The sequence below is a fragment of the Lacihabitans sp. LS3-19 genome (assembly GCF_024343575.1).
In the GTDB taxonomy this organism is placed as follows: Bacteria; Bacteroidota; Bacteroidia; order Cytophagales; family Spirosomataceae; genus Leadbetterella.
The window spans coordinates 1-25,999 of sequence record NZ_RJUA01000122.1 but is presented as its reverse complement, the minus strand read 5'-3'; the positions used below and the strand labels follow the sequence as shown (position 1 = coordinate 25,999).

Below are 25,999 nucleotides of genomic sequence, written 5' to 3'. Positions count from 1 at the left end.
GGTTTGTCTTTTGAACGACAGTTTTGATTGGATTTTCGATATAATTTTCGCAAAAAATAAGGAATGAGCAGCATAACACACATAGGTACGGCTGTACCAAAATACAAAAATGAGCAGGCCAGTATATTGGAGTTTATGGCCAAAATAGGTTCGGAAGATGTCCGTGAAAAGCGAAGAACCTCGCTGATGTATGCTAGGAGCGGTATTTCTACACGATATTCTGTCGTTCCTGATTATGTTTGTGCTATAGAAGACAGAGAGTTTTTTCCTAAAACTGAAGATTTAGAACCATTCCCCAACATCGAAAAAAGGATGGAATTGTTTGAAAAAAATGCAACGGAATTGGCTGTAAGTGCTATTGAAAATGCGTTTTTTTCTAAAGAAATACCTCAAGATATTACACATTTAATAACTGTTTCTTGTACAGGATTATCCGCTCCCGGCTTGGATATTTCATTGGTTAAAGCTCTAGATTTGCCTTCAGATATTAACCGAACTTCGGTGAATTTTATGGGATGTTACGCGGCTATCCACGCACTCAAACAAGCAGATGCAATTTGCAGAAGCCAAGCAAATGCCAAAGTTTTAATAGTTTTGGTAGAGCTCTGCACTTTACATTTTCAGAAAGAACAAACTTTAGATTTCATCACATCCAACCTTCTTTTTGGAGATGGGGCAGCATGTAGTTTGGTTGAAAATAGTGACCAAGGTTTCCAAATTGAATCGGCTTATTCCAAGTTGTTTTTAGAAAGTCAGGAAAGCATGGGCTGGCATCTGAGTACCAATGGTTTTCTGATGAGTTTGAAAACCGAAGTGCCTAAATTAATTGAAGATAATATTGCGGCATTTGTGGAAACAGCACTCTCAAAAATAGATTTGCAAAAAGAAGATATAGCAAACTGGGCCATTCACCCAGGTGGAAGAAAAATTTTGGAAGTAACTGCGAAGTCTTTGGGTCTAAAATCAGATGAATTTAAAACTTCATTTGAAGTTTTAAAAAACTACGGTAATATGTCTTCCTGTACTTTGATTTTTATCTTGAAAGAAACGCTGGGCAAGAAGCTGGGGAAAACATTTGTGGCGGGTTTTGGACCTGGAATAACTATGGAAAGTCTAATTTTGTCTGAAGCATGAAAAAAAGTTATGAAAAAGAATTATTAGACCAAGACGACATAGCTGCGGAAGATTTATATCAAAATCTGAAAGAACTTAAGTTTATCAATACCTATTTAGGCGGACATGATGTGATCAAGAAAGGTCTAGGCTTTTTCAAGAAATCGACGTTGACTATTCTCGAAATTGGTTCTGGAGGTGGAGATAATTTAAAGTGTCTTAAACGTAAAAATCCTCAGCATCAATATTTTGGATTGGACATAAAAGAAGAAGCGATAACTTTCAGTAAAGCTATTGATAATGAAATTGTTTGGATTAAGGAAGACTATAAAAAACATCAACCAGTTAGGCTCTATGATGTAATTTTCAATTCCCTTTTTTGCCATCATTTTGATGATGAATCCTTGGTGGAATTGCTAAAATGGATGCATAAAAACTCAAGTGAAGGTTTTTTTATTGGGGATTTACATCGGCATGAATTGGCTTATTTTTCAATAAAATTTCTAACAAAAATTTTCTCTAAATCCTACTTGGTTAAAAACGACGCTCCTTTATCGGTAAAAAGAGGATTTACCAAAAAAGAATGGCGAACACATTTAGAAAACGCTGGAATCGAAAATTATCAAATAAAATGGTGCTGGGCCTTTAGACATTTGATAGTAGTGAAAAAATGAAAAGCAAAACCTACGACATAGCGATTACTGGCGGCGGATTGGCCGGTTTGAGCTTGGCGATTCTCCAAGCCAAGGCTGGTAAATCGGTGGTTTTGTTTGAAAAAAATAGCTATCCATTTCATAGAGTTTGTGGAGAATATATCAGTTTAGAATCTTGGGATTTTCTAGAAACTCTTGGGCTTCCACTTGGCGAAATGAAGCTTCCAATCATAAAAAAACTTATTGTAACATCTCCTTCTGGAACGGAAATACATGCTCCGCTTGATCTTGGTGGTTTTGGTATAAGTCGCTATAAACTAGACTTTGAATTGGCACTGATAGCCAAAAATCTTGGTGTAGAAATTAGAGAAAACACCAAAGTTTTAGATATTAAAAAATCAAATGATGGGTTTGAAACTATTCTAGAAAATGAAACTATCCATAGTGAAAAAGCTATTGGGAGTTTTGGTAAAAGAGCAAATCTAGACATAGAATGGAAGCGTGATTTTATTTCGAAAAACCGTACTTCCTTAAATCAATATATTGGTGTCAAATACCATATCCAAACGGATTTTCCTTTGGATACCATTGCTTTGCATAATTTTAAAGACGGTTATTGTGGAATTTCTGCCATTGAAAATGGTCAATATTGTCTTTGCTACATGACTACCAAAAAGAACCTTAAAGTCAGCAATAATAGCATCGAAGAATTAGAAAAAAATATACTTTCAAAAAATCCATATCTGGCAAAAATATTCGCTAATTCTACCAAACTTTGGAAAAATCCTGAGGTAATATCACAGATAAGTTTTGAGAAAAAAGAAAAGTTTTTTGGCGATATTCCCCTCGTGGGCGATGCCTCCGGAATGATAGCTCCACTTTGTGGAAATGGCATGAGCATGGCATTTCACGGAGCTTTTATGCTGAATACTATTCTTGAAAACGAAGAAAATCTAAATGAAAACTATCAGAAGATTTGGAAAGAAAACTTTGCCACAAGACTTTGGGTTGGAAGAATGGTTCAAAGATTATTTGGTAACACTTTCACGACGGATCTGCTCATTAGAATCTTGAAAACTACACCCAATCTCATGCAAAAAATCATCAAAAGCACCCACGGTTCTAAGATTGGAACTTGAAATTTTATAATTTCTCTGAAAAGTAATCCAAACGACATTCGCTTATTTTTGAATAATAGATATTTGTTTAAAAATTGAAGATATGAAATATAAGTTTTTGATATTATGTTGTTTTGCCGTTCAAATTTCACTTGCCCAAACTTGGTTGCCAAGCACCAGTAGTGTGACTTTTAAAACCAAAATGTTGGGTGTAAGCGTAGACGGAAGCCTAAAAGGTATGCGAACCAGTTTGAAGTTTGCCAACAATGAGCCCATAAGTTTGAGTGCAACGGTAGATTCCAAATCAGTTAATACTTCTAATAGTCTTAGAGACAAACATTTGTCTGAAAAGGAAGAGTTTTTTCAGCCTGATATTTATCCAAACATTGCGATGAGCAGTATTTCGATAGAAAAAGTTAGCGAGGGAAAATATACAGGAGTTTTTAAGTTGACCATAAAATCGGTTACTAAAAACGTTAAAATTCCTTTTACGTTTACAGAAGAAAACAATAAAGCTCAACTAAAATCTAGTTTTTCTATTGACAGAAACGATTGGGGTTTTGGTGGAAATACGCCGGGAATGAGTGATAATGTTAAGATTTCCATTCTTTTAAATTTGACCAAAAGCTAATGAGCAAATTACAGCTTTTGTTTATAAAAATTATGAATTTTGAATTTTGGCCTTGGAAAGTTTTCTACGCTCCATTGATACCTTATTATTTGTATTTGAGTATAAAAAATCGGAATATTTTTTTTCCTGCTAATGTCAATATTGGTTTAAAAAATGGAGGCTTTTTTGAGGAAGATAAAAAAGAGATTTTAAAAAATATTCCTTCTCAATTCTTGCCCAATTCTTTATATGTTTCGGAGTCTGAAACAACCGAAGGATTGATTTTGGAAATTTATAAAAACAATATAGCTTTTCCATTGATAGCCAAGCCATTAAATGAGCAAAGAGGCAAAAATGTTGAAATAATAAAAGATGAAAATGAATTAGATTTTTATCATAAAAAATTAGCAAAAGAATACATCGTTCAAGAGTTTATTTCTCATCCAATTGAGTTGGCGATATTGGTTTCTAGAATGCCAGGGGATAATCATTGGGAAGTAAGTTCGATTACTAAAAAGGAGTTTTTAAGTGTAAAAGGTGATGGAAAAAGAGATGTAAAAGGTTTACTTAAAACCAATCCAAGAGCTGTAATGATTTGGGAAGATTTACTGCGAAATGTAAAGGTAAATTGGGATGAGGTTTTACCTGAAAATGAAGTTCGAATAATTGAAAAAATTGGCAATCATTGCAGAGGTACAATATTTAGAAATGCTATTGAAATAGATAAAGAAAAAGTGGCAGTAGTTGTGAGCGAAATTTTAAAGAATTTTGAAGGATTTAATTACGGCAGATTTGATCTGAAAGTAAAAAGTATTGAAGATTTGTATGCAGGTGAAAACATTAGAATTTTAGAATTGAATGGGGTAAATGCCGACAGTGCACATGTATTTGATCCTGATTATAAATTATTTAACGCTTACAAAGATATTGCTTGGCATTGGAAAAGACTAAGTGATATAGCTCTTTTAAATGCGAAACAAGAGTTTAAATTTAAGGCTGTTTATGCCAATCTTAAAAACAATTTATTAACATGAAAAAGCTAGTATTTTTATTCTTTTTATTGATAGTAAGTCAGGCTTTGTGGTCCCAAAAAAGTAATTATTATATCACGAATGGATACGTGGCTGATGGTTATGATGTTGTTTCTTATTTTTCAAATTCACCTTTACTTGGTAATCCCGAGTTTTCGACTGTTTTTGATGGCGTCAAATTTAAATTTTCTTCAAAAGAAAACCTTAATTTGTTTAAAACAAATCCACAAAAATATTCTCCCAAATATGGAGGGTATTGTGCCTATGCTGTTGGGAAAACTGGCGAGAAAGTAAGTGTAGATCCTAAAAGTTTTAGAATTTATAAAGATCAACTTTTCTTGTTTTATAAAACTAAAAAATACGACACTTTACAAGATTGGTTGAAAGACGAAAACCACCTTTTTCTAGAAGCTGAAAAAAATTGGATAAAATTGAAACATTGAAATTAAAATATAGTTTAGTTAAAAACTATTAGTATACAGATGTATATTTGTGTAAACGAATTAAACTTAAATCAGCAAAGTGTATAGTTCCCAGTATTGGTATCTTCAGAATCATAACTTGTTTAAACACCTTAATTCTAAGGAGATAAACGAGATTTGTTATATCGCGAAATATAAGACTGTTAAAAAGGGTGACATTATTTTTTTTACAGAAGAAAACGTCGATCGGGTCTTTACACTGAAGAAAGGCAGCCTTAAAATTGTAAAAATAGATGCTGATGGCAATGAAATAGTAAAGGATATTTTGAAAAAAGGCGATATGTTTGGGTCTTTGGATTTGATACAATCTAATGAAGATGAATATGCTATCGTATTATCTGATACAGCAACTTTTTGTAGTTTCAAAGTGCCTGATTTTGAGAAATTTATCGAAAACAAACCCGAAGTTGCTGTCAAGTATTCCAAGTGGATAGGTTTTTGGTTTAAACGTCTCGAAAATCGCTATTCCAATATCATGTTTAAGGATGTAAGAACCAGGTTGGTTAGTTTTTTGAAAGACATCATCAAAGACTATGAAGAAGATGCCAACGGTATGATCACATTACCCAATTATCTCACACATCAAGATATTTCCAGTTTGATTTGCAGCACCAGGCAAACCGTAACCTCCCTATTGAATACCTTAAAATCCGAAGGAGTAATTGCCTACTCACGAAAGGAAATTATGGTAAAAAAATCTGCAATTGATGCATTAAAATAATCTTTAGTCTTCCAGCCGACAATCTGCTTTTTTGTCAACCGTTATATTTACTTCATATTTAATTTAAAACTAATTTTTAAATATGAAAAACTTGATATTTATTTTTTCTCTTTTGCTGCTTTCTTGTGGCAAAAACGAAATGCCTTCTCCCGACTCTAACTCACAAATAGACGATTCTTCAGCTAACATGGGTATGGATTTTTCTACTCAAAAGTTGCTTTTAGAAGGGACGTTTGTAAACGGAGCACATCCAACAAGCGGAAAAGCTAAGATTTATGAAGCTTCAGATGGAAAAAAGACCTTGCTTTTAGAAAATTTCAAAACAGATGCAGGGCCAGATTTGCGTATATATATAGCAGAAGATAAGGCTATTACGAACTTTAAAGAGCTCTCCATGAAAGTTGAAAATGGCAACAAATCTTATGAAATACCATCTACAGTTGATCTTTCCAAACAAAAGCATATACTCATTTGGTGTAAGCAATTTGCCGTATTATTTGGTCATTCAGAATTAAAGTAAATATAAAATTTAATGAAAAATTCAATCATTTTAATCTTGTTTTTCTTGAGTTTTACAACATTTCTTAAGGCTCAAAAATTTGATATTGCGGTAGCAGCTAAAAACGAATTTGCTCCTTCATTTTCTTATAGAACAACCTACGGAATGGGTCAATCTAAACATTTCGAAATTGGTTGGGGTTTAAGAGCGAATGGCTATTTTTCAGGTGAAAAAACTTATTTGACTGCACCCGCAAAACTCACTTCTGGCAAGCAAAGTATTGTAGCTTTTTTTACTGATTATAATCCTGAAAAAATTGATACTTTGAATCTTTCAAAATCAAGTTTGGTTTCTTTTAATACCCTAATTGTTTTGCAATATACCTTTAAAAAATCCTCGGTTGGATTTAATATTGACGCTTTGGGAGTGACTTTCGGTGGCAAACAAAGTGGTGTTTTTGATGCTTCAAATTCGAGTTTAGATCAGAGCGTTCAATCAGCAAAACCAACACCTTTTAATGTTTTGTTGATATCAGACAGCGACAGAGGAAGTCTGAATTCGGAGCTATATTATAAATACAAATTCTCACCTGATAAAGCCATCAGATTTGGCTTAAGTTTTCAGTTTATGGAATACACAACTGACAAAGTTTTGACCTATGAAAACGACCGCTTTAGGCATAAATCCTTGATGCCTTTTGTTGCCTATAGTTTTAATCCCAAAAAAAAATAAGCAAATGGAAAACCTTTTGAATTACCAACTCAATATTTTGGATGAAATAAAAATTCTCGTACAAAAAATTGATAATGAAGAATATACAGCCAAAATACAAGTCTTAAATGGAAGTACTTTGGGACAACACATTAGGCATATTGTCGAATTTTATATCTGTCTTTTTGCTGGCAATAAGACTGTGAATTACGAAAACAGAGATCGTAATCTATTGATAGAAAACTCTCCAGTTTATTCTTTACAGGTGATTGACGAAATCAAACATAATCTTCTTTCTTCCGATATAAGTCAAGAGGTTAATTTTATTCAAACAATAGGAGATTTGGAGGTAAATTTGAAGTCTAATATCGCTCGAGAATTAATTTATCTTTCAGAGCATACAATTCATCATTTTGCTTTGATTAAAATTGGTTTTAATGCCATTTGTCCACATAAATTTCTTCCTGAAGACTTTGGTGTAGCAGACTCGACTAAGAAATATCGTGAATCTAAACTTGCCGAATCATGTGCGTCTTAACCTATGTTCCGGTAGAAAATGGAGGGTTTGTAGTGACCTCAAATCGTGATGAAAACATTATCAGATCGAAAGCCAAACCTCCCAAAAAGCTTAAAGTAAATGGTATAGAAGTGTTTTGCCCTGTAGATCCATCTTCGGGAGGTACTTGGATTGCCACTTCTAAAAAACACACTTTGGTTTTGTTAAATGGAGGATATAAAAAACACATATCTCAGCCTCCATATAGACAAAGCAGAGGTAAAGTTATAATGGATTTTTTCAAATGGAATGATGCGGATTTGTTTCAGGAAAATTTCGAGTTTGACCAAATGGAGCCTTTTACTTTATTAATATTTGAAAATGAAAATAAGGCTCGAATCACCGAAATTAAATGGTGTTCCAATTCGGTTTTTAATAATAAATACGAAGGAAAAGAGCCATTGATTTGGTCTTCCGCAACACTTTATGATCAGGATGCGATTGAAAAGAGAGCTTCTTGGTTTTTGGAACATATTAATACTATTTCTCAAGAAAATACGCCTGAAGAAATTCTTGAATTCCATGAAAATGGTGGAAATTGGGACGAGAATGATAGTATAAATTTGAACCGTAAAAATGGAATTAAAACGGTAAGCATCACACAAATAGAGGTAAATACAGACACCAAGCGTATTTCTTACTTAGATATGGAAAATCACACACAGAAAAGATTTTTGGTTTTATGAAATTGAAATTACTATTTTTGAGGTAATTGAATTTCAATGAATGAGATTATTAGCTTTCCTCTTTTTATTTTTTAATTTAAATACTTCTGCCCAAAAGCTTAAGAAACCATTTGCTGCCATTGCCTTTTTCACTGCTCAAAATGATGCTGCCCATATCAGCTTTGTTAAAGAAGCCAATGTTTGGTTTGCAGAAATGGCAAAAATGTACAGATTTGGATATGATACCACCTCCAATTGGAACAATCTCAATGCAGATGTTTTGAAAGATTATAATGTGGTTATATTTTTGGATACGCGGCCTGAAACTATTGAACAAAGAGAAGATTTTGAAACCTACATGAAACATGGTGGGGCTTTTTTAGGCTTTCATTTTTCAGCATTTGCATTGAATAATTCTAAATATCCGCAAAATTGGGATTGGTATCATAAGGAATTTTTAGGTTCAGGAGAGTATAAAAGCAATACTTGGAAGCCTACTTCGGCAGTTTTAAAAACCGAAAACAAGAGGCACAAAACACTGAAACGTATTCCAAACAAGTTCACATCTGCACCTAATGAATGGTACAAATGGAGTGGGGATATTAGGAATAATAAAAACATAAAAGTGCTTCTAAGTGTTGATAAGAGCAGTTTTCCATTGGGGACTGGACCAAAACCGCATGAAATTTGGCATGAGGGAGACTTTCCAATAGCTTGGACAAATACGGATTATAAAATGGTGTACATGAATATGGGACACAATGAAATGAATTATGAAACCAATGAACATTTGTCATCGACTTTTCAAAGTCCTGAGCAAAATAGGTTTATTTTGAATACTTTGTTTTGGTTAGGTAAACGTTAGTCTTTTTGTTTAAGATATTTTTAAAACTTTTTACTATTTTACTTTTTTTTCAAAATTGAGCAATGGAAATTGTTTAAGCCAAACATATAACTTGATTTTTGTTAAAATTTTAATAATCAATGCTTAATAGCTATGAGAAAGGTACTTTTCGTATTAATATTATCTCTTTTATTTTCCTGTAAAAATGAAGAAAAGGAAATCACTTTCAGCGAAGAACCTGTAAAAAAACTGGATTTGACTGAGGCCGAACTTTACGACAAAGTTTTGGGCATGTTGGTCGGGTCGGCTATTGGTGATGCCATGGGTGCACCAACAGAAATGTGGGATAGAGGAAGTATAAAACTAGAGTATGGATTCGTGAAAGACCTTGATTCCATGGTGAGAGAAGTTTCGCCCGAAGGTACATGGAAAACCAATCTGCCAGCTGGAGGAACCACTGACGATACCAGATGGAAAAAACTTACATTTGAATATTTAACAATTCAAAATTCGAAAGACCTGAAAGCCAAAGATTTTGCTAATAAAATACTGGAAACTTACCAAATTTCTATTGATAATTATGGCAAAATAAAATCTTTCGAGCCTGAACCTTTTGAAGAAAACACGCTAAAAGTGGCTTGGCTACAAGAGTGGGCCAAAGTTTCTAAACCTTACGTGGCTGGAAATCTTGACGAATTCCAAACTGCTTTGAATAGATTTTATGGCGGAGAAATGGTTTGTGCAGGATTATTGTATGCACCTGGAATAGGCGTTTTTTTCCCTGGCGATCCAAATCGGGCCTATGATGAAATGTATGATTTAAGTATATTTGATATAGGATATGCTCGTGACATAAGTGCCTTGGCTGCTGCCATGACATCGGCTGGGATGAAGAAAAATGCTAAAAAAGAAGACCTTTTGGATGTGTTACGTAGCATCGATCCGCAAGGATATTTCAAAAGTAGATTGGTGGGTAGAACTTCTTACCGAATTCTAAGAACTGCATTGGCCATAAATCGTGATGCAAAAGCTATGGACAAAGACCAAATGCAAAAAGCCTTCGAACTCTTAGATCAAAATCTCCAAGATATGCCTTTTCATGCTGGTGAAATACACTTACAAGTGTTGACTGCCATGCTATTTTCTGACTTTGATTATATAAAAACCATGCAATTTTTGGTAAATTATGGCAGAGATAATGATACAACAGCAGCTATTGCTGGCGGAATTCTTGGGGCTTTTGTAGGTTTTGAAAAATTGCCAGCAGACAAAGAGAAAGTAATTGAAGTTTCTAAAAATCAACTAGATACAGACCTAGAACTTTTGGCTCAAAAATTAACCAAGAAAATCATTGAGCTAAATTCTTAAGGTTTTTTTTACAGATAGCTTTAATTCAATTCTCAAAATTAATATTATATACGGTTTTGCATTTATCTTTACTTTTCTAAACAAAGGAACCCGCCTTAGTAACGTAAAAGAGAGCAAGAACATAAAATCTTTTAAATGTCGAAACCAAACGAGAACGATTTTCTGCAAAAAACGAAAGCAATATTTGGTATTTATCCTTCATTGCCTTATATTTTTAAGTGGACATTTATCTCTGCTATTATCGGTGTATTGGTTGGTTCAGCTTCCGCAGGTTTTTTGATTTCTTTGGAGTTTGTCACCAATTTTCGAGAGTCGCACCTTTGGATTATTGCTTTTTTGCCTTTGGCAGGTTTAGCTGTTGGTTTGGTTTATCAATATTACGGAAAATCCGTGGAAACTGGTAATAACTTATTGATAGATAGTATACATGACCCAAAAGAGGCGATACCTTTGCGTATGGCTATTTTTGTTTATTTAGGTACAATAATTACGCATCTTTTTGGAGGGTCAGCAGGGCGAGAGGGTACTGCTTTACAAATGGCGGGCTCAATTTCTGACCAGTTAACCAAGCCATTTAGACTTAACAAGGATGACCGGAAAATACTAATCATTGCAGCTATTGCAGCGGGTTTTGGGTCTGTTTTTGGTACTCCTCTGGCTGGTGCTATTTTCGGATTAGAATTTTATTTTATTGGCAGAATTCGCTATAATGCTATCTTTCCTGCTTTTTCGGCAGCCATTATTGCAGATTTAGTCACCAAACTTTGGGAGGCAAAACACACTCATTATTTCATCGGAATTGTTCCCGATATCACTTTTATTAATCTTCTATATAGCATCTTGGCAGGTATTGCTTTCGGGATTTGTGCGGCTACTTTTAGCAAATCTATCCATTTTGTAAGCAAGGTTTTTAAATCCAAAATTTCATATCCTGCACTGCGTCCATTTGTCGGAGGTATTATTGTGGCATTAGCAGTTTGGTTGATAGGAACGACAAAATACATTGGTTTAGGTATTCCGACAATTGTTGATTCTTTCAATCAAAACCTCCCAGCTTATGATTTTGCTGTGAAAATCGCCTTTACAATCATAACCTTGGCAGCAGGATTTAAGGGTGGCGAGGTAACTCCTTTGTTTTTTATCGGAGCTACATTGGGCAATGCCCTCGCTTATTTTATTCCGCTTCCTGTAGGATTGTTGGCGGGTATGGGTTTCGTGGCAGTTTTTGCGGGTGCTACAAATACGCCTTTGGCCTGTACTATTATGGCTATTGAACTTTTTGGAGTCGAGTCTGGCGTATATGTTGCTATTGCTTGCGTTACCGCTTATTTGCTTTCGGGACATACGAGTATTTATACAAAACAGGTAATTGGAGAAGCAAAAAATGAAAAATATCAAGATTATGAAGGTAAGAATTTTCAAGATTTAACAAAATGAAAAAATACGAATACAAAGTACTAAAAACCAAGCAAGAAGGTTTTTGGAATCCGGAAATAAAGAGTGAGGAACTCATGCAGAAATTAAATGCTTTGGGAGCAGAAGGCTGGGAAATGGTGTCAGCTGTTGATACCAATAAGCATCAAGGAATTACCAACGAGGTTGTTTTGTTTTTCAAACGAGAGTCAGTTTTTTAAAATTAATATATCAAATGAATATTCAAGAATTATTAGATAAAATCAAGTCCGATCCACAAAACATTCAGTTTAAAGAAATTATAGGTTTTGTAGATGAAAACTACGTTTTCACACCTACAAAATTTACAAACGGTGAAACTACAAACGAAGCTGGCCAAAATTCAGGTTCATGCAAACTGTTTTCTTTTGCAAAAATGCATGGGTTAACGGAATCAGAGACCTTAGCTTGTTTTGGTGAATATTACCGAAATGATGTTTTAGAAAATCCTGAAGGCACAGATCACCAAAACATCAGAAACTTTATGAAGTTTGGTTGGGAAGGCGTAAAGTTTGAAGGTGAGGCATTGAGAATTTGAAACTTTAATTTCCCAAATTCCTTTTTATAGCCATCTCCATTCCTCTGATTTCTGCCAGTCCTTTTAATCGACCAATTGCCGAATAGCCAGGATACGTAGAAGAAGACAAATCATTCAGCATTTGATGTCCATGATCAGGTCTCATGGGTATTTCTGCATCATAATTACCATTTTTCCGACGGGTATTTTCTTCTTTTAATATTTCAGAAATGACCTCGTACATATCTACGTCGCCGTTTAGGTGGGCAGCTTCGTGGAAAACGAGGGTATTATACTCCGTTTCACGTTTGGTGGTTCGGAGGTGCACAAAGTGTATCCTATCTGCAAATTTCTTTACCATTGCTGGCAAATTATTATCTTCTCTAACACCAAGAGATCCTGTACAAAAAGTGATTCCGTTTGCTCTAACATCAGCTGCATTCATGAGCATTTCTAAATCTTGTTCCGTGCTTACTACTCTTGGTAATCCTAAAAGAGGAAACGGTGGATCGTCTGGATGTATGCATAGATTTATGCCAAGTTTTTGTGCATAAGGAGCTACTTGCGATACAAAATAATGTAAATTGGCTCTTAGTTCTTCAGCTCCAATATTTGCATAATTATTCAATAAACCTTGGAATGTTTCTAGGTGAAATGCCTCCATAGAGCCCGGCAAGCCCAATAAAACCGTATTTTGCAATTCGGCTTTTTCTTCTGCTGACATTTCCTCAAATCGCTTTTTTGCAGCTTTTTTGGTTTCTTCAGTGTAAGCAGTTTCTGCTGCTGGTCTTTTTAAAATAAATAAATCAAATGCGGCAAAATCTGTCCAAACAAAACGGAGAGCTTTTGAGCCATCTGGCATGGTATAATCCAGCTTGGTTCGTGACCAATCCAAAACTGGCATGAAATTATAACAAACTGTTTTTATCCCAAAATTAGCCAAGTTTTTGAGCGAAACTTTATAGTTTTCAATATATTTATCTCTACTAGGCAGTCCTTTTTTGATGTCTTCATGCACTGGTAGACTTTCTACTACCAACCACTCAAGTTTTGAATAACGATCGTTTTCTGCTTCAATGATTTGGATTCTTTCATTTATTTGCTTCTCCGACCAAACCTCACCAACGGGAATCTGATGCAAAGCAGAAACAACGCCAACGCAACCCGCCTGACGAATATCCATTAAACTTACTTGGTCGTTAGGACCAAACCAACGCATGGTAGCTAGCATATTTTGAGTAGAATTTTGTGCAAATGTACAAATTACCTAGATAATTTAAGAAATGTTATTTTGAGAGAAATTGATGGTTTAATTACATTAAATAATATTGAAGTATATTATTTTTCAGAAATTGGATATATTTGAAAAAACAAAAACAAATGTCTACTTTAAAGGAAAAAATACATGATTTAATTGATGGTTTGCCCGAAAATGAAAATTTGGAGGTATATTATTCATTGCTATTTAATTTTCAACAACAAGTTGAAGGAGAGTTGATTACTAAACTTACAAAGGAGCTAAGTGTTGAATTAGATTTGTCTTATAATGAAAGTTTTTATCCTGAAAATTTAGTTTCACATGATGAATTTTTAAAGCATAATGCAAAAAGGTTTACAAAGTAGTTTGGACTAAAAGAGCCATATTGAATTTTGATAAAATTATTGATTATTTAGTCGAAAACTGGACTTTAAAAGTAGCACGAGATTTCATTTTGAAAGTAAATGCTGTGGTTGAATCGATTAAGACATTTCCTAGAATTGGAAAGGTTGTGAATTTGGAGAAAGGTATATATGGATTTGTAATTTCTAAGAACACTTCTATTTTTTATCGTTTCGATTATAATACAATTTACATATTAAATGTGTTTGACAATAGTTTAAATCCAAAGAAAAAAGTAGAAAAGCCAAACTCCAAAGAATTTGGCTTTTGTTTAAATCAATATTGAGATAGAAAGAATTTGGCTTCGGCTTTTCCCCAACTAGGAGAGTAGCTTGTTTCAGATTTAAAAATTTCTGCTTTGCTTAATGTTTTTTCAAATAGCGGTTTAGCTTTGTCTTTTCCTCCTCCAAAGCCTTCTGGCGTATAATAAATATTGATGCCCATAACATAAGAAGTTCTTGGATTTCCTGGATTCAATTCTTCAGCATTTTTTAAAGAAGTCTGAAAATCCGCACCGTATTTTTGCCATCTACTCATAGGGTCTATCGAAACCTTTGCCATTGCGTATTGTGCCTTTATGACCTCTATTTCGTCATTTGAAGGGGAAATTACTTCCGCTTTTTTTATGAAAACGGCTGCTTTGTCTAGTAATAGATCTTTCTCACCTGCTTCTTGCATTCTGAAAGTTTCATTTATTAAGCAAAATGCGACCCAGTAGTTCGGCAGCCACTCTTTGCTTTCCGCCGCTGCTATTCTTTCCATTTTATTAGACAACGGAATATAGCTGCCTTCGTAGTTACTTTGTATATTGGTTACGAGGTCTGTCATCGTAGAAACATACTTTTCGTTTTGAGCGAAAATGACCGTGTTAAAGCCAAAAAACAAGATACTTAATACTAACTTTTTCATTTTATTTATTTGTTTAATTATTATAATTTAAAAATCTAATTCAGCTTCTTTTGATCTTCCGTTGAGTTTGCCAAAGGTCCAAGTTGCTCCGAAGAAAATGCTTCTTTTCATCATGGGATTAACTTCAAATCTTTTTGTGCCATCCAAAGAATATCTGTAGCCGAATACATTATTTCTACCAAGGGCATTGTCCACAATTACATAAAATACAATAAAGCTGTTGGCAGTTTGTTTGATTTTGCTTGCCATTAGGCTCAGGTTTTGGTAAGCTTTCAAATATTCTATTTTCTTAAAATCATCGTTCAAAATGTAAGTTGGTCGGCCTGTTGACTGCGAAAATGTTACACCAAGATTTGTAGATATTTTGTTGAAGAATTGCTTATAAACCAAACTCATATTGTGCTTGCTTGCAAAAGAAGGCGTGCTAGCAGTTGGGTAGTTTCTAAAATATCTTTCAGTGTCCAAAAATGAATAAGTAAGCCATAAATCTGCATTTTTTATACTCTTTTGGTCTCTGATAAACATATCGAAGCCACGTGCATATCCATTGCCATTGTTGGATGTCGGTCCACTTGGAAATCTGTATGGATTTGGATCAAAAAAGCCTGTTTTTTCTACTATCAAATCACTGTATTTTTTGTAAAATATCTCTGTTCTAAATGTCCTATTATCTTTTATGATTTGATAGTTTAAAATAGCATGGTCTGCAATTTCAAAACCCAAGTTTTTGTTTAGGTATAAGTATTCTTTATCTGGATTTTGGTAAAATCTGCCTCCTGCAAAAGACACTTGAGAATACTTGCCTGTTTTATAAGCCAAGGATATTCTTGGAGCTGCATTAAACTTATTTATTACGGAAGTGTACTCGCCTCTTATGCCTATCCTTATGGCTAATTTTGGAGAAACGTAGAATTCTGATTCGGCAAAAAGTGCTGAATATCTGTCTTTTAACTTAAAGTTGTATTCGCCATAAATATTGGATAAATCAATAAAATGTGACTCACCTCCGAAATTGAACGAGCTGCTTCGGTTATTTCCAAACAACCTGCTCATTACCAATCTGCCTTGTATTCTTTGGTCATCTCTATCAGACTTGAAGCCTCCAATGCTTAAATTGTCTAGGTTTTTGCTATATGAAAAACCGCTGTTTAAAACCCACAATCCGTCTTTATAAGATTGCCTGTAGGAGGCATTTGTGAAGGCATTTTTGTTTTTGTTATCAAATAAGTGTTTTGAATTTTGTTCGTCGTAGGTTGGTAAATTTATTGCAGAGCGATTATCCGCAATAGTGCCGTAAATTTTTAATGAATTATTGTGTTTAAAGTTTTCATTTACACTTACAGATGCACCTACACCTTCTGGTACTTTTTCAAAATCATAAGCGTTTTTTATGAGGGAAATCAAAGGCGTGATATTGCTATAATAAACTGTGCCAGTCAACCAACCTTTGTGTGTATGTGTAACAGCCGCACTCGCCAAGTTTGCACTTACTGTAGTTGATGTATTTTCTCCCAATTTGTCCTGTGTGTTTAGCAAAAGTACCGAAGATAGAGCCTGTCCGTAAAGTGCAGAGTATCCACCTGTACTGAAGGCAGTTCCTTTGAACATAAACGGGTCAAAACGGCCACGTTGAGGTACATCAGGCGTACTGCTGAAAAACGGATTTTGTACAATCATGCCGTCAATAACAGTTTTGGTTTCATTGGCTGAGCCACCTCTTACAAACAGTCCTTCTTTCTCCCCAACCCTGTTTGAGCCAGGCAAAAGCTGCATTACCGACACAATATCTGCGTTTCCACCAGCAGTGGTTACTATGTCTAATGGCTTGAGCATTACCATTTTCTTTTCGTCTGATGCTTCAAACATACCCGCAGTTACCACCACGGCATTCAAGGAATTTATAGATTCTTCTAATTTTATTTCTAAAGAAACTTTCTCTCCTTTTAATTCTATTTCTTTTGAAAAAGGCAGAAATCCGACCATTGTTACCACCAATTTTTTAGAACCTTTTTCGTCTGTCGAAAATGTAAACAGTCCGTTTTCGTTTGCAGATGCTCCGTCGTATGTTCCTTGGAGAGCCACATTGGCAAATGGTAGGACTTCTCCTTTCTTGTCGCTTACTTTTCCTGAGATTATTGTTTGTGCTTGAGTGGATAGGATTATCGTTGTAAATAATAATGTAAATAGCTTTTTCATAATTTGAATTTTTAATTTCTGCCTCAAAATTGGCAGAAAACCCAAAGGCAAAGAAGAGTAAATCGATAAGCAGGTGGGTTTTTACCGATGAATGAATAGAAAAAACCTTTGAAGGAAATGATTGTGGAATCGTTTGTTGGTTATTTTGGTTTTTTAGAAAGACTCAAATAAACAGTTTGTATTTTACTTAAATGGAAAGGTATGAATACAGAATAGGTTTTCTGATATTTATTTTTTGAAAAGTTATTATTAAAACAATAAAGCCTTTTAAAGGCCGGGCTTATTCCAAGGCTTTATTATGTAATTGGTTCTTTTTTGATTGTCTTTTCCGCCATATATCAATGTTTTGGATAGTACATAATCTTTGGCAAATTCTTCGAAATGATCCAATCCTTTAAATTGTTCAGAAAGTATAGTTTTGGAAGATTTTATTTCAAAAATATGGTATTTTAATCCCTCTATTGATAACAAATCTACTTCGTGTCCGTTCGAATCTCGCCAAAAGTAATACTCATTATTAATGGCATTATGAGCACTCTCTTTGTATAATTGTGCTATTGTTAAATTTTCGAACAAACTCCCTTTGTAAGGATTTAGAAGTAAATCCTGTGCTTTTTTTATTCCTAAAAGATGGCATAAAAGGCCAGTATCAAAAAAATAAATTTTAGGACTTTTTACTATTCGTTTGTTGAAATTTTGAAAATAAGGCGTAAGCTGGAAAACAATATAACTTGTCTCTAATATAGAAAGCCATGACTTGGCAGTTGGTTGGGAAATTCCACAGCCATTTGCTATGTCGTTGAGATTGAGTAGTTGTCCTACTCGTGCAGCACAAAGTCTTATAAATGCCCTGAATTTTGACAAATCTCGAACATTTACCAAAGTTGTAATATCACGTTCCACATAAGTCTGCAAATAATTATTGTAAAAATCTGTAGAGCTTAGATTTCTATTATAAATGGCAGGATAAAAACCTTTAATCAAAGCTTCCTCATAGTTTTCGGATAACAAGCCGGCTTTTTCTAATTCTAAAAAATCAAAAGGGAAAAGTTTGAAAATTGCAACTCTACCTGCTAAACTCTGTGTAATGTTTTGCATCAAATGGAAATTCTGAGAACCCGAAAGTATAAATTGGCCCATTTTACCAGAGTTGTCCACTATTGTTTGTATATACGAAAACAACTCAGGTAATCCTTGAGCTTCGTCAAATATAACTTTGTCTCCATATTCTGCTAAAAATCCGGTAGGGTCTTTCTTGAAAAAAGCCTTTACTCTTGGGTCTTCTAGTGATACGTATTTATAATCTGGAAAGGACTCTTTCAAAAAGGTAGTTTTACCTGATTGTCTGGGGCCAGTCACAGCTATTACTGGAAATTTATTTATCAGCTTTTTTAAACTACTTAATATATGTCTTTGTATCATTGTAAGTCCCTAATTAGTAGGCAAAAATAATTTAATAAATTGAAATTACATAGACTTTATTTTGAAATTGCATAAGTTTTATTTTTAAATTACATAGAATATATTTTGAAATTACATAGATTTTATTTTGAAATTGCATAAGTTTTATTTTTAATTTACATAGAATATATTTTGAAATTACATAGATTTTGTTTTGGATCTGCATAAGTTTTATTTTGGAATTACATAGATTTTATTTTGAAATCACATGGACTTTATTTTGAATCTACATTAGTTTTATTTTGAAATTACATAGATTTTATTTTAAATTTACATAAGTTTTATTTTGAAATTACATGGACTTTATTTTGAAATTACATAGAATATGTTTTGAAATTGCATAGAATTTATTTTGAAATTGCATAGAATTTATTTTGAAATTACATAAGTTTTGCTTTAAAGTTACATATACTAAATTTTGAATTTGAATAAACTACACAAGGTTTAATTAACATGGATTCCGATTCCTGAAAAAACAAAAAATAGATATAAATACCTTCTGAAGTATTTTTTATTTAATTTGAAGCCTCAAAATTTCAACCATAAAAATGATTCTCAAAAAGATTGCCTTCTTACTTTTTATAAGCACTTTCGTTTTTGCACAAAAAACCATTAATCTTTATCCTTCTACAGCACCAGGTTCAGAAAGCTGGAACTGGCGTGAATCTGAAATAAAAATGCCAGATGGTAATACGATAGCATATAATGTAGTAATTCCTACGCTAAGTATCTATTTGCCTGATAAAAACAAAGCAACCGGAACAGCGATGTTGATAGCTCCTGGTGGAGCTTTTCATATACTTTCGATGGATAGTGAAGGTCATGCGGTGGCCAAAATGCTCCAGGCAAAAGGTGTTGCGTCGTTTGTACTGAAATACAGATTGGTTCAACTAAAAACTGACAATCCATTTGGGGAGTTGGGTGGAAAAATGAAAGACTTCAAAAAGTTGGATGAAGAAAATGCACCAGTAATAGAATTGGCTATTAAAGATGCACAAACTGCTTTAAAATACATAAGAGATAATGCAACAGAGTTTGAAATAAATTCAGACAAAGTAGGGATGATGGGTTTTTCTGCTGGTGGAACTTTAACACTAGGTACATTTTATGCATCTTCTCAAGAAACCAAGCCCAATTTTATTGCTCCAATATATCCTTATGTGCCTGCTGTAGATTACTTGAAGAATATTCCTAAAGAGAAATATCCGATTTTTATAGCTTTGGCAGACAATGATAATTTGGGTTTTGCACCCGCAAATGCCCAGTTGTATTTAGATTGGCATAATGCAGGCCAAGCGTCTGAAATGCATATTTATGAAAAAGGTTTGCACGGTTTTGGAATGAAAAAAAACAAAATTCCGACCGATACTTGGCACGAGCGTTTGACTGATTGGATGAAACTTCAAGGATATTTAAAAAAGAAACATCCGCAACCATGGGAAGTAGGCAAAACAGATGAGCAGTTGGAAGCTGAAGCAAAGAAAAATGCAGAAAGAGAACAACGTGACTGGACAAATCTTGGGAGATATAGAGATGCAAATGCAAAAATTGGAGCACCCAAAAGTGGCAAAACGAGAGTGGTTTTAACAGGTGATTCAATAACAGATGGTTGGGCTTATGCAAGTCCAGATTTTTTTGAAAAGAACAATTATGTAGGCAGAGGAATCAGCGGACAGACTTCTCCTCAAACGCTATTAAGATTTCGCCAAGATGTGATAGATTTAAAGCCAAAGGCCGTGGTAATCAATATCGGAATAAACGACATTGCAGAAAACACAGGCGATTATATGCCAGAATTTACACTTGGCAACTACCGCTCAATGATAGAAATAGCCAAAGCAAACAATATAAAAGTAATATTGGCTTCTGTGCTGCCTGCCTATCAGTTTCCTTGGAGAATGGAGATTACAGACGTGCCTGCAAAAGTGATCGCCTTAAACGAAGGAATAAAAAAACTTGCCAAAGAATATAATGTAACGTATTTGGACTATTTTAATGCTCTAAAAGACGAGCGAAATGGACTAAGTAAAGAAATGGCTGGAGATGGTGTTCATCCTACAAAAGAATGCTATGCTATCATGGAAAAAATGGTAAAAGGTGCAATAGATAAGACTTTAGGGAAATAATTGAGATTGAAGTCAAAAAACTATCTTTTTAGAAATTGATATTTTCTTAATTTAAATTTATAAAAAAGGTTGTCAAGATTTGATTTGAACATTTAAATAATAGTCGAAAACTAATAAATTGCCTTTAATCCAATTTACTGGTCTGTTAGGTACTGAAAAAACACTTTAGCTATGGCAGATACTGAAATGATTTGATCACAAAAATTAAAAATGGAAGTGATAGATAGCGATATATTTAGGCAAAATGTATGCAAGTATTTGGGGTTTTCAAAAACCGATAATCTTGAATAATCTGACTATAATTAGTGATGCTTTTTAAGAACAAAAAAATCAGGTTTAATTGATAATACCTCCATTTTAAATAAATAGGAATCAATAGATTTAATTTTAAATTTTATAAAAAATGCATATGAGAATAGGCTTAATTTGTAACACACACGCATCTTTGCCATTATTAAATTGGCTACATTCTCAGCAGGTTTTGGTGGCAATAGGTACTGCAAATAATAACAAAGACTTTAAGGATGATTTGACGGTTCTTAGTTCTCAGATAAATACACCATTGGTTGTTTTTCAAAAAGATAATTTAAAAAGCCAACTCTCTGTTTGGTTGTCTGATAAAGCGATAGATCTGGTTTTAGTTTTAGCTTTTCCATACAAAATACCAAAGAAAGTATTAGAACTTCCTAAGTTTGGTTTTTATAATTTTCATTTCGGTAAATTGCCCAAATATGGTGGTAGTTTTCCGGTTTTTTGGCAAATAAAAAATGGTGAGAAGGAGGCAGTGCTTACAATACACCAAATGGATGACTCCTTTGATACTGGCCCAATTGCTTTCGAAATCCCGATACCATTAAATCCCGAATTTTCTCTTGGTACTTTAGAAATGAATTTTAGTTTTGTTGCAATAAATGGTGCCTTTTTGCTGATTGATAGCATTTTGAAGAATAATCTAAAACTTAAGAAGCAATTAAATAAAAAGGCGATATATTACTCTAAACCAAATCTTAAAGATTTAATTATTAACTGGCAAAATCAAAACGCGACGCAGGTTGTCGCTTTGGTAAAGGCATGCAATCCATGGAACAAAGGAGCATATGCAAGGGTTGAAGGTTTTGATTTGAGGATATTAGAAGCAAAAATTTCAAAAAATACAAGTCTAAAACCAGGTGAAATTATAAGTATTTCTAATGACGGAATCCAAGTTGGTTGCAAAGACAATTCTTCTATTTTGGTAAGAATCATATTTTGTTCATTTGGTTATTTGGATGCTGAAAATATGGGTGTATTAGGTTTAAAGCAAGGTGTTGTTTTTGAAAAAATAAATATTTGATTCTTAAAAGTGGAAGTTCATATGAAGAAATGATTTACGTTTCTGTATTTTCTGATATTTTTTGCAAGATTTGAATTAATAGTTTTTTTATTTGAATAATGAGCCTACAAATTAAAAAGTTGAAGTAAAATCTTTAAAACAATAGGCCGATGGTCTTGCTCTAACTTGCTCGGCATATATTTCCCGCAAATTTTGCTCTATTGTTTTTTTACTATTGTCTAATAAAGAGTTTTTATATTCAAATTTTTGATTTTCGGGATATTCGTTTTGATAATGTTGTATTGCAGCAAATATTAACATTGTTCTTTTCTCAATCAAATCTTCAGAATATAATTCTTCTAATCTTGCTTGTGTAATGGATAAAAACTCAAAATATATTACCCTTCTAAGTTTGTTTCTTTTTAATGGTTCTGATTTGTGAGCGAGCATCATGTCATGAATTAGCACATCTCCTGCTTTTACAGGAAGCTGTATAAGTTTTTTCTCCATGATTTCACAAATAGGTTTATTTGACAAATGACTTTCTGGTATTACACATAATGCACCGTCGTCTTCATCGGCATTGTCTAAATAAATACCCATTGTAAAACATTTCCCTCTTCGTTCATTCACCATATCTTGATGCCATAATACCGGTAGTCCATCGCCTAGGTTTTTTATTACTGCAAATTCTTGAATCATAAAAAAATCATTCCCGCAAATTTGCTCTGCAATTTCTAAAATAGGAGGATAGCCTAACAATTCCAGGCAGCTTAAGTCGCCTTTACAACAAATTTTTTCTAAATTAGTAACGAATTTAGTCCCATTGTTTTCAATTATGACTTTTTCTGTAGAGTCATTGATATCCATTAATATTTCAAATAAATTTCTTAATTTTTCGATAAGAATATTTGGTATTAAACTCGGGAAAACTTCGTAGCCAAGCTTTTCATATTCTTCGGAAACTTTGGTATTATATTTCATGGTATTTTTTTGGTAAAAATTGAAAACCTTAATGGTTATAACATTTCCTCTCTCAACTTTTTAATCATTATCTCGGCTGTTTCAGTTTGCATAAATGATAATTGTTCTATCATCATCAATTTTGTTTTTTTGTCATATTTTACTTTTTTTTCATTCTCAAAATCAAATCCAATTTCAGCGAAAAGAGCGTCTGACCATTTATTTCTAATACAATCAATCACCAAGTGTATTCGGTCTGAATTCCCTTCGTTTGATACAAAATGTGGCAAATTAAAATCAGCATACCAACATTCTCCAACTTGCATAGGTAAGATTTTGCCGTTAAGTCTAAAAACAACCTCTGGGTTTGTCAATATAGGGACATGTATTCTGAAAAAGCCATCGGAATAACCGGCTGCATTGTCACTATGCTCTTTTATAAAACTATTAGGTGAAAGGGATAGTAACCGAACGGCTTCTTTCGGACATTTAAAATAGTTGATGATTTCTAGAAAATATTTGCATTTATTTAGGGTAGGCGTATCATTGTAAATTGCATTAGGTGTAGCTAATATATCTAATTCTTTGCCCGATATTGAACGTAAAGCAAAACTAGACCAATGCCCAGTGAAATCATTTTTATTAAAGTGGAGTGGCCATTGGATAGATTGACACATTCGAAGGTCTTGGAGTAATTTATTACTATCAAAATAAAATGAAAACTTATGAGATTCCATGGGTCTTTTGTTTTTAGAGGCTATTCAATTATGGCCTTAAATATAATGTAGAATTATATTGTTACTGACCAATAATTATTAAAATAAATAGTCTTTTGATAAAATTTCCGCTTAATAAGATTTTTAAGAAACGAAAATATAGGATAAATTAATTTTTATATTGCCAAAAAAAGTTTTTGGTATATGTTTATATTGAATTAAAATCGGTAATTAGATGAGTCAAAGTGAAGAAGTAATATTTTCAAAAATCATTGATTTTATTAAAGGAATAGGTATTCCGGTAGTTTTTTCTGAAATAACAGATGAAATGTTTTTGCCAGGATTACGAGTTGAAAATGGTGTTTTAAAAATAGATATTGATAAATTATCCTATATAGGAGATATTTTACATGAGGCAGGACATATAGCTGTTATGAGCAAAGAAGAAAGAGAGTGTTTATCTGGAAAGCTGGATAATCAAGAAAACGACGCCGCTAACGAAATGGCAGTTATGGCTTGGACTTATGCCGTATGTCTTGAAATTGGTATTGAACCTAACGTTGTTTTTCATGCAGATGGCTATAAAGGAGATTCTGAAAATATTATTAATAATTTCGATAATGGTCATTATATAGGTGTACCTATATTGCATTGGTACGGAATGACTAATGAAAAATTTGATTTGAATCAAAAAAATGCAGCAATTTTCCCTAAAATGTTGAGATGGGTAAGGCCATAGCAAACTTATAGTGATTTTGCAATTTAGAATATTGCTTTTTGAGAATTATATCTTAGGTTTTGATTCTAATTTGGTCATCTTGTCTAAATTCTTAAAATATTTGACTAACCAAGGGTTTGGACTTTTAATTGGACTAGTCCAATGAAGCAACCTTTGATAGGATTTTATAAATTTTCCGCATTTTTAGTTATTGGCTTTAGCGAGAGTACTCTTATTTACTCTTGCTTTGGTTTATTTTTTTTGGAGACTTGTTAATTAATTTTCTTTTGCTAGATGAAAACCATGGACTGTCTTGTTAAAGGGTTGATTTAAAGTGGTTTAAATTAGAAAATGAAAGTTTTTATTTTGTGAGATTGACTTCCAATTATTTTTTTGTTTATACTATTATTAGTTACTTTTAATTCAAATTCAAAAAATAGACAAGCAAATATTAGCCTCAGGCTTGAATTTTGCGTATTTTTGAATTAACAGAATAAATGGAAATAGTCATGAAACTTTCTGCATTCTGATTTAGTCTTCAAAATATTTTTTTTGTGTAGACTGAAGAAATTTTAATTAATAAAAAAGTTTTGAATTTTTAGGAATTTAGTAAAGAAGTATATTGAATCGTGATGCCTTCCTTCCAAAATAAAGACTAATACTTCAATTTGTTTTTTATTTAAAAGATTAAAAAATACTAAAACAGGTAATTTTACCCATACATAGTAAAATTGTACATTTTACTTTTGCCAATAATAATTTTTTATAATGGTATGAATAGGTAATTTATTTGAATACAAACGAAGTTTTCAAAAAGTAGATAACCATTATAAAATTTTAAAATGACAAGTAGCCGTAGAAAATTTGTAAAGAAAACAATTGCATTCACCTTAGGAATTAATGCAATATTTCATTCTAAATTGTTTGCATTGGAAGGTTCTCCTTCAAAAAATGTTTTTACCAAAGGGAATCAAAATAAGCTAAAGGTTTGGGGCTTGTTAAAAGATGAAAACCTAAAACCTTTAAGAAATGTAGAAATAGTGTTTAAACATAGTAATTCATCTAATAACGAAAACGCTTTCGAGTATTTTGGCAAGATTTTGACTGATGGATTAGGTAGATACTCTTTTATAACTGACAAGCCATTAGGGTATTTTGAAGATGGTCGCAAGAAAATGAACAGGATGTTTTTTGAAATAAAAACACCAATAGGTAAGGGATTGAAAACCAAGTTGTTTTTTGATTCATTAGGAATGACTTATGTAGATAATCATCACGTGCAAAATACAGATTTTAAATCTGGACCTGTCTTACCAAAGACAAGTTTAGAAAATGAAAATTTTGCAAATGTTGAATTTAATATTAATATAATTTTATAGCCAATTAAACAAAAAAAAGTATGGATCCTTTAATCGCAGAAATCAAATTGTTTGGAGGGAATTTTGCACCCAGAGGCTGGGCATATTGTGACGGAGCATTGTTGCCTATTAGTCAATATAGTGCACTGTTTTCAATATTGGGCACTATGTATGGAGGGGATGGTAGAACCACTTTTGCTTTACCAGATTTGAGAGGTAGAGTACCAGTAGGACCTAGGC

At 33.2% G+C, this 25,999-nt stretch carries 29 protein-coding genes; 23 read left to right on the top strand and 6 right to left on the bottom strand.

Going from position 1 to position 25,999, the window contains the following annotated elements; translation table 11 throughout:
• Nucleotides 1-63: 63 nt before the first annotated feature.
• The 16 genes from EGI22_RS19840 to EGI22_RS19765 all read left to right on the top strand — a co-directional run bounded on the left by EGI22_RS19840 (nt 64) and on the right by EGI22_RS19765 (nt 12,361).
• On the top strand, nt 64-1,134 hold the full coding sequence (locus tag EGI22_RS19840; protein WP_255070194.1) for a type III polyketide synthase: 1,071 nt from the start codon (nt 64-66) through the stop codon (nt 1,132-1,134).
• Entirely contained in the window at nt 1,131-1,787 is a 657-nt protein-coding gene (locus EGI22_RS19835; RefSeq protein ID WP_255070193.1) for a methyltransferase domain-containing protein, read from the top strand. The genes EGI22_RS19840 and EGI22_RS19835 overlap by 4 nt, the downstream gene beginning before the upstream one ends.
• Nucleotides 1,784-2,905 (top strand): NAD(P)/FAD-dependent oxidoreductase, encoded by a 1,122-nt coding sequence (locus EGI22_RS19830; protein WP_255070192.1) that lies wholly within the window; start codon nt 1,784-1,786, stop codon nt 2,903-2,905. Before EGI22_RS19835 ends, EGI22_RS19830 begins: the two co-directional genes overlap by 4 nt.
• Nucleotides 2,906-2,987: 82 nt before the next feature.
• Nucleotides 2,988-3,515 carry a YceI family protein gene (locus EGI22_RS19825; RefSeq protein ID WP_255070191.1) on the top strand — a complete coding sequence of 176 codons (528 nt, stop codon included), beginning with the start codon at nt 2,988-2,990 and terminating at the stop codon, nt 3,513-3,515.
• Nucleotides 3,516-3,547: 32 nt separating this feature from the next.
• The gene (locus EGI22_RS19820; RefSeq protein WP_255070190.1) at nt 3,548-4,528 is read left to right on the top strand and encodes a hypothetical protein; all 981 of its coding nucleotides are present in this window, start codon (nt 3,548-3,550) and stop codon (nt 4,526-4,528) included.
• Nucleotides 4,525-4,968, top strand: a complete 444-nt coding sequence (locus EGI22_RS19815) for a YHS domain-containing (seleno)protein (RefSeq protein ID WP_255070189.1) — start codon at nt 4,525-4,527, stop codon at nt 4,966-4,968. The genes EGI22_RS19820 and EGI22_RS19815 overlap by 4 nt, the downstream gene beginning before the upstream one ends.
• 118 nt (nt 4,969-5,086) lie before the next feature.
• Nucleotides 5,087-5,728, top strand: coding sequence for a Crp/Fnr family transcriptional regulator (locus EGI22_RS19810; protein ID WP_255070188.1), 642 nt, complete (start codon nt 5,087-5,089; stop codon nt 5,726-5,728).
• A gap of 82 nt (nt 5,729-5,810) precedes the next feature.
• Nucleotides 5,811-6,248: a DM13 domain-containing protein gene (locus tag EGI22_RS19805; RefSeq protein ID WP_255070187.1), complete on the top strand. Its 438-nt coding sequence runs from the start codon at nt 5,811-5,813 to the stop codon at nt 6,246-6,248.
• Between the two features lie 12 nt (nt 6,249-6,260).
• Nucleotides 6,261-6,959, top strand: coding sequence for a hypothetical protein (locus EGI22_RS19800; protein ID WP_255070186.1), 699 nt, complete (start codon nt 6,261-6,263; stop codon nt 6,957-6,959).
• 4 nt (nt 6,960-6,963) lie between these two features.
• Nucleotides 6,964-7,476 carry a hypothetical protein gene (locus EGI22_RS19795; RefSeq protein WP_255070185.1) on the top strand — a complete coding sequence of 171 codons (513 nt, stop codon included), beginning with the start codon at nt 6,964-6,966 and terminating at the stop codon, nt 7,474-7,476.
• Entirely contained in the window at nt 7,464-8,180 is a 717-nt protein-coding gene (locus EGI22_RS19790) for an NRDE family protein (protein WP_255070184.1), read from the top strand. The genes EGI22_RS19795 and EGI22_RS19790 overlap by 13 nt, the downstream gene beginning before the upstream one ends.
• A 40-nt stretch (nt 8,181-8,220) precedes the next feature.
• On the top strand, nt 8,221-9,024 hold the full coding sequence (locus tag EGI22_RS19785; RefSeq protein ID WP_255070183.1) for a ThuA domain-containing protein: 804 nt from the start codon (nt 8,221-8,223) through the stop codon (nt 9,022-9,024).
• A gap of 132 nt (nt 9,025-9,156) precedes the next feature.
• Complete coding sequence (locus EGI22_RS19780) at nt 9,157-10,371, top strand: ADP-ribosylglycohydrolase family protein (RefSeq protein WP_255070182.1); 1,215 nt, start codon at nt 9,157-9,159, stop codon at nt 10,369-10,371.
• Between the two features lie 135 nt (nt 10,372-10,506).
• On the top strand, nt 10,507-11,808 hold the full coding sequence (locus EGI22_RS19775; protein ID WP_255070181.1) for a voltage-gated chloride channel family protein: 1,302 nt from the start codon (nt 10,507-10,509) through the stop codon (nt 11,806-11,808).
• Nucleotides 11,805-12,005, top strand: coding sequence for a DUF4177 domain-containing protein (locus EGI22_RS19770; RefSeq protein WP_255070180.1), 201 nt, complete (start codon nt 11,805-11,807; stop codon nt 12,003-12,005). Before EGI22_RS19775 ends, EGI22_RS19770 begins: the two co-directional genes overlap by 4 nt.
• Nucleotides 12,006-12,019: 14 nt before the next feature.
• Nucleotides 12,020-12,361, top strand: coding sequence for a HopJ type III effector protein (locus EGI22_RS19765; protein ID WP_255070179.1), 342 nt, complete (start codon nt 12,020-12,022; stop codon nt 12,359-12,361).
• A gap of 4 nt (nt 12,362-12,365) precedes the next feature.
• Here EGI22_RS19765 and uxuA read toward each other — a convergent pair whose 3' ends face one another.
• Nucleotides 12,366-13,571 (bottom strand): mannonate dehydratase, encoded by a 1,206-nt coding sequence (gene uxuA, locus EGI22_RS19760; protein ID WP_255070178.1) that lies wholly within the window; start codon nt 13,569-13,571, stop codon nt 12,366-12,368.
• A gap of 149 nt (nt 13,572-13,720) precedes the next feature.
• On the opposite strand from uxuA, the gene EGI22_RS19755 reads away from it, so the two are divergent.
• Nucleotides 13,721-13,963, top strand: coding sequence for a hypothetical protein (locus EGI22_RS19755; protein WP_255070177.1), 243 nt, complete (start codon nt 13,721-13,723; stop codon nt 13,961-13,963).
• 20 nt (nt 13,964-13,983) lie between these two features.
• Nucleotides 13,984-14,286, top strand: coding sequence for a type II toxin-antitoxin system RelE/ParE family toxin (locus EGI22_RS19750; protein ID WP_255070176.1), 303 nt, complete (start codon nt 13,984-13,986; stop codon nt 14,284-14,286).
• On the opposite strand, the gene EGI22_RS19745 is transcribed toward EGI22_RS19750, so the two are convergent.
• The 3 genes from EGI22_RS19745 to EGI22_RS19735 form a co-directional block, all read right to left on the bottom strand.
• Nucleotides 14,277-14,909: a hypothetical protein gene (locus EGI22_RS19745; RefSeq protein ID WP_255070175.1), complete on the bottom strand. Its 633-nt coding sequence runs from the start codon at nt 14,907-14,909 to the stop codon at nt 14,277-14,279. The genes EGI22_RS19750 and EGI22_RS19745 overlap by 10 nt on opposite strands.
• A 27-nt stretch (nt 14,910-14,936) precedes the next feature.
• On the bottom strand, nt 14,937-17,105 hold the full coding sequence (locus EGI22_RS19740; RefSeq protein ID WP_255070174.1) for a TonB-dependent receptor: 2,169 nt from the start codon (nt 17,103-17,105) through the stop codon (nt 14,937-14,939).
• Between the two features lie 267 nt (nt 17,106-17,372).
• On the bottom strand, nt 17,373-18,527 hold the full coding sequence (locus EGI22_RS19735; RefSeq protein ID WP_255070173.1) for an ATP-binding protein: 1,155 nt from the start codon (nt 18,525-18,527) through the stop codon (nt 17,373-17,375).
• A gap of 587 nt (nt 18,528-19,114) precedes the next feature.
• Here EGI22_RS19735 and EGI22_RS19730 point away from each other — a divergent pair.
• Both EGI22_RS19730 and EGI22_RS19725 read left to right on the top strand, forming a co-directional pair.
• The gene (locus EGI22_RS19730) at nt 19,115-20,692 is read left to right on the top strand and encodes a GDSL-type esterase/lipase family protein (protein WP_255070172.1); all 1,578 of its coding nucleotides are present in this window, start codon (nt 19,115-19,117) and stop codon (nt 20,690-20,692) included.
• A gap of 403 nt (nt 20,693-21,095) precedes the next feature.
• On the top strand, nt 21,096-22,025 hold the full coding sequence (locus EGI22_RS19725) for a methionyl-tRNA formyltransferase (protein ID WP_255070171.1): 930 nt from the start codon (nt 21,096-21,098) through the stop codon (nt 22,023-22,025).
• A gap of 111 nt (nt 22,026-22,136) precedes the next feature.
• On the opposite strand, the gene EGI22_RS19720 is transcribed toward EGI22_RS19725, so the two are convergent.
• Together EGI22_RS19720 and EGI22_RS19715 are read right to left on the bottom strand one after the other, a co-directional pair.
• Nucleotides 22,137-22,988, bottom strand: a complete 852-nt coding sequence (locus EGI22_RS19720) for a phytanoyl-CoA dioxygenase family protein (protein ID WP_255070170.1) — start codon at nt 22,986-22,988, stop codon at nt 22,137-22,139.
• A 35-nt stretch (nt 22,989-23,023) separates the two neighbouring features.
• Nucleotides 23,024-23,704, bottom strand: a complete 681-nt coding sequence (locus EGI22_RS19715) for an aspartyl/asparaginyl beta-hydroxylase domain-containing protein (protein WP_255070169.1) — start codon at nt 23,702-23,704, stop codon at nt 23,024-23,026.
• Nucleotides 23,705-23,918: 214 nt separating this feature from the next.
• Between EGI22_RS19715 and EGI22_RS19710 the strand changes: the two genes are divergently transcribed.
• The 3 genes from EGI22_RS19710 to EGI22_RS19700 all read left to right on the top strand — a co-directional run.
• Nucleotides 23,919-24,422, top strand: a complete 504-nt coding sequence (locus EGI22_RS19710; RefSeq protein WP_255070168.1) for a hypothetical protein — start codon at nt 23,919-23,921, stop codon at nt 24,420-24,422.
• Nucleotides 24,423-25,243: 821 nt separating this feature from the next.
• Entirely contained in the window at nt 25,244-25,780 is a 537-nt protein-coding gene (locus EGI22_RS19705) for a hypothetical protein (RefSeq protein WP_255069275.1), read from the top strand.
• A 20-nt stretch (nt 25,781-25,800) separates the two neighbouring features.
• The coding region (locus tag EGI22_RS19700) for a phage tail protein (protein ID WP_255069324.1) at nt 25,801-25,999 on the top strand (199 nt) is incomplete at its 3' end.

Excerpts from the sequence above, each read along its gene's own strand:
- EGI22_RS19840 (WP_255070194.1), top strand. The coding sequence starts at position 64 with ATGAGCAGCATAACACACATAGGTACGGCTGTACCAAAATACAAAAAT.
- EGI22_RS19835 (WP_255070193.1), top strand. The coding sequence starts at position 1,131 with ATGAAAAAAAGTTATGAAAAAGAATTATTAGACCAAGACGACATAGCT.
- EGI22_RS19830 (WP_255070192.1), top strand. The coding sequence starts at position 1,784 with ATGAAAAGCAAAACCTACGACATAGCGATTACTGGCGGCGGATTGGCC.
- EGI22_RS19825 (WP_255070191.1), top strand. The coding sequence starts at position 2,988 with ATGAAATATAAGTTTTTGATATTATGTTGTTTTGCCGTTCAAATTTCA.
- EGI22_RS19820 (WP_255070190.1), top strand. The coding sequence starts at position 3,548 with ATGAATTTTGAATTTTGGCCTTGGAAAGTTTTCTACGCTCCATTGATA.
- EGI22_RS19815 (WP_255070189.1), top strand. The coding sequence starts at position 4,525 with ATGAAAAAGCTAGTATTTTTATTCTTTTTATTGATAGTAAGTCAGGCT.
- EGI22_RS19805 (WP_255070187.1), top strand. The coding sequence starts at position 5,811 with ATGAAAAACTTGATATTTATTTTTTCTCTTTTGCTGCTTTCTTGTGGC.
- EGI22_RS19800 (WP_255070186.1), top strand. The coding sequence starts at position 6,261 with ATGAAAAATTCAATCATTTTAATCTTGTTTTTCTTGAGTTTTACAACA.
- EGI22_RS19795 (WP_255070185.1), top strand. The coding sequence starts at position 6,964 with ATGGAAAACCTTTTGAATTACCAACTCAATATTTTGGATGAAATAAAA.
- EGI22_RS19790 (WP_255070184.1), top strand. The coding sequence starts at position 7,464 with ATGTGCGTCTTAACCTATGTTCCGGTAGAAAATGGAGGGTTTGTAGTG.
- EGI22_RS19785 (WP_255070183.1), top strand. The coding sequence starts at position 8,221 with ATGAGATTATTAGCTTTCCTCTTTTTATTTTTTAATTTAAATACTTCT.
- EGI22_RS19780 (WP_255070182.1), top strand. The coding sequence starts at position 9,157 with ATGAGAAAGGTACTTTTCGTATTAATATTATCTCTTTTATTTTCCTGT.
- EGI22_RS19775 (WP_255070181.1), top strand. The coding sequence starts at position 10,507 with ATGTCGAAACCAAACGAGAACGATTTTCTGCAAAAAACGAAAGCAATA.
- EGI22_RS19770 (WP_255070180.1), top strand. The coding sequence starts at position 11,805 with ATGAAAAAATACGAATACAAAGTACTAAAAACCAAGCAAGAAGGTTTT.
- EGI22_RS19765 (WP_255070179.1), top strand. The coding sequence starts at position 12,020 with ATGAATATTCAAGAATTATTAGATAAAATCAAGTCCGATCCACAAAAC.
- uxuA (WP_255070178.1), bottom strand. The coding sequence starts at position 13,571 with ATGCTAGCTACCATGCGTTGGTTTGGTCCTAACGACCAAGTAAGTTTA.
- EGI22_RS19755 (WP_255070177.1), top strand. The coding sequence starts at position 13,721 with ATGTCTACTTTAAAGGAAAAAATACATGATTTAATTGATGGTTTGCCC.
- EGI22_RS19745 (WP_255070175.1), bottom strand. The coding sequence starts at position 14,909 with ATGAAAAAGTTAGTATTAAGTATCTTGTTTTTTGGCTTTAACACGGTC.
- EGI22_RS19740 (WP_255070174.1), bottom strand. The coding sequence starts at position 17,105 with ATGAAAAAGCTATTTACATTATTATTTACAACGATAATCCTATCCACT.
- EGI22_RS19735 (WP_255070173.1), bottom strand. The coding sequence starts at position 18,527 with ATGATACAAAGACATATATTAAGTAGTTTAAAAAAGCTGATAAATAAA.
- EGI22_RS19730 (WP_255070172.1), top strand. The coding sequence starts at position 19,115 with ATGATTCTCAAAAAGATTGCCTTCTTACTTTTTATAAGCACTTTCGTT.
- EGI22_RS19725 (WP_255070171.1), top strand. The coding sequence starts at position 21,096 with ATGCATATGAGAATAGGCTTAATTTGTAACACACACGCATCTTTGCCA.
- EGI22_RS19720 (WP_255070170.1), bottom strand. The coding sequence starts at position 22,988 with ATGAAATATAATACCAAAGTTTCCGAAGAATATGAAAAGCTTGGCTAC.
- EGI22_RS19715 (WP_255070169.1), bottom strand. The coding sequence starts at position 23,704 with ATGGAATCTCATAAGTTTTCATTTTATTTTGATAGTAATAAATTACTC.
- EGI22_RS19710 (WP_255070168.1), top strand. The coding sequence starts at position 23,919 with ATGAGTCAAAGTGAAGAAGTAATATTTTCAAAAATCATTGATTTTATT.
- EGI22_RS19705 (WP_255069275.1), top strand. The coding sequence starts at position 25,244 with ATGACAAGTAGCCGTAGAAAATTTGTAAAGAAAACAATTGCATTCACC.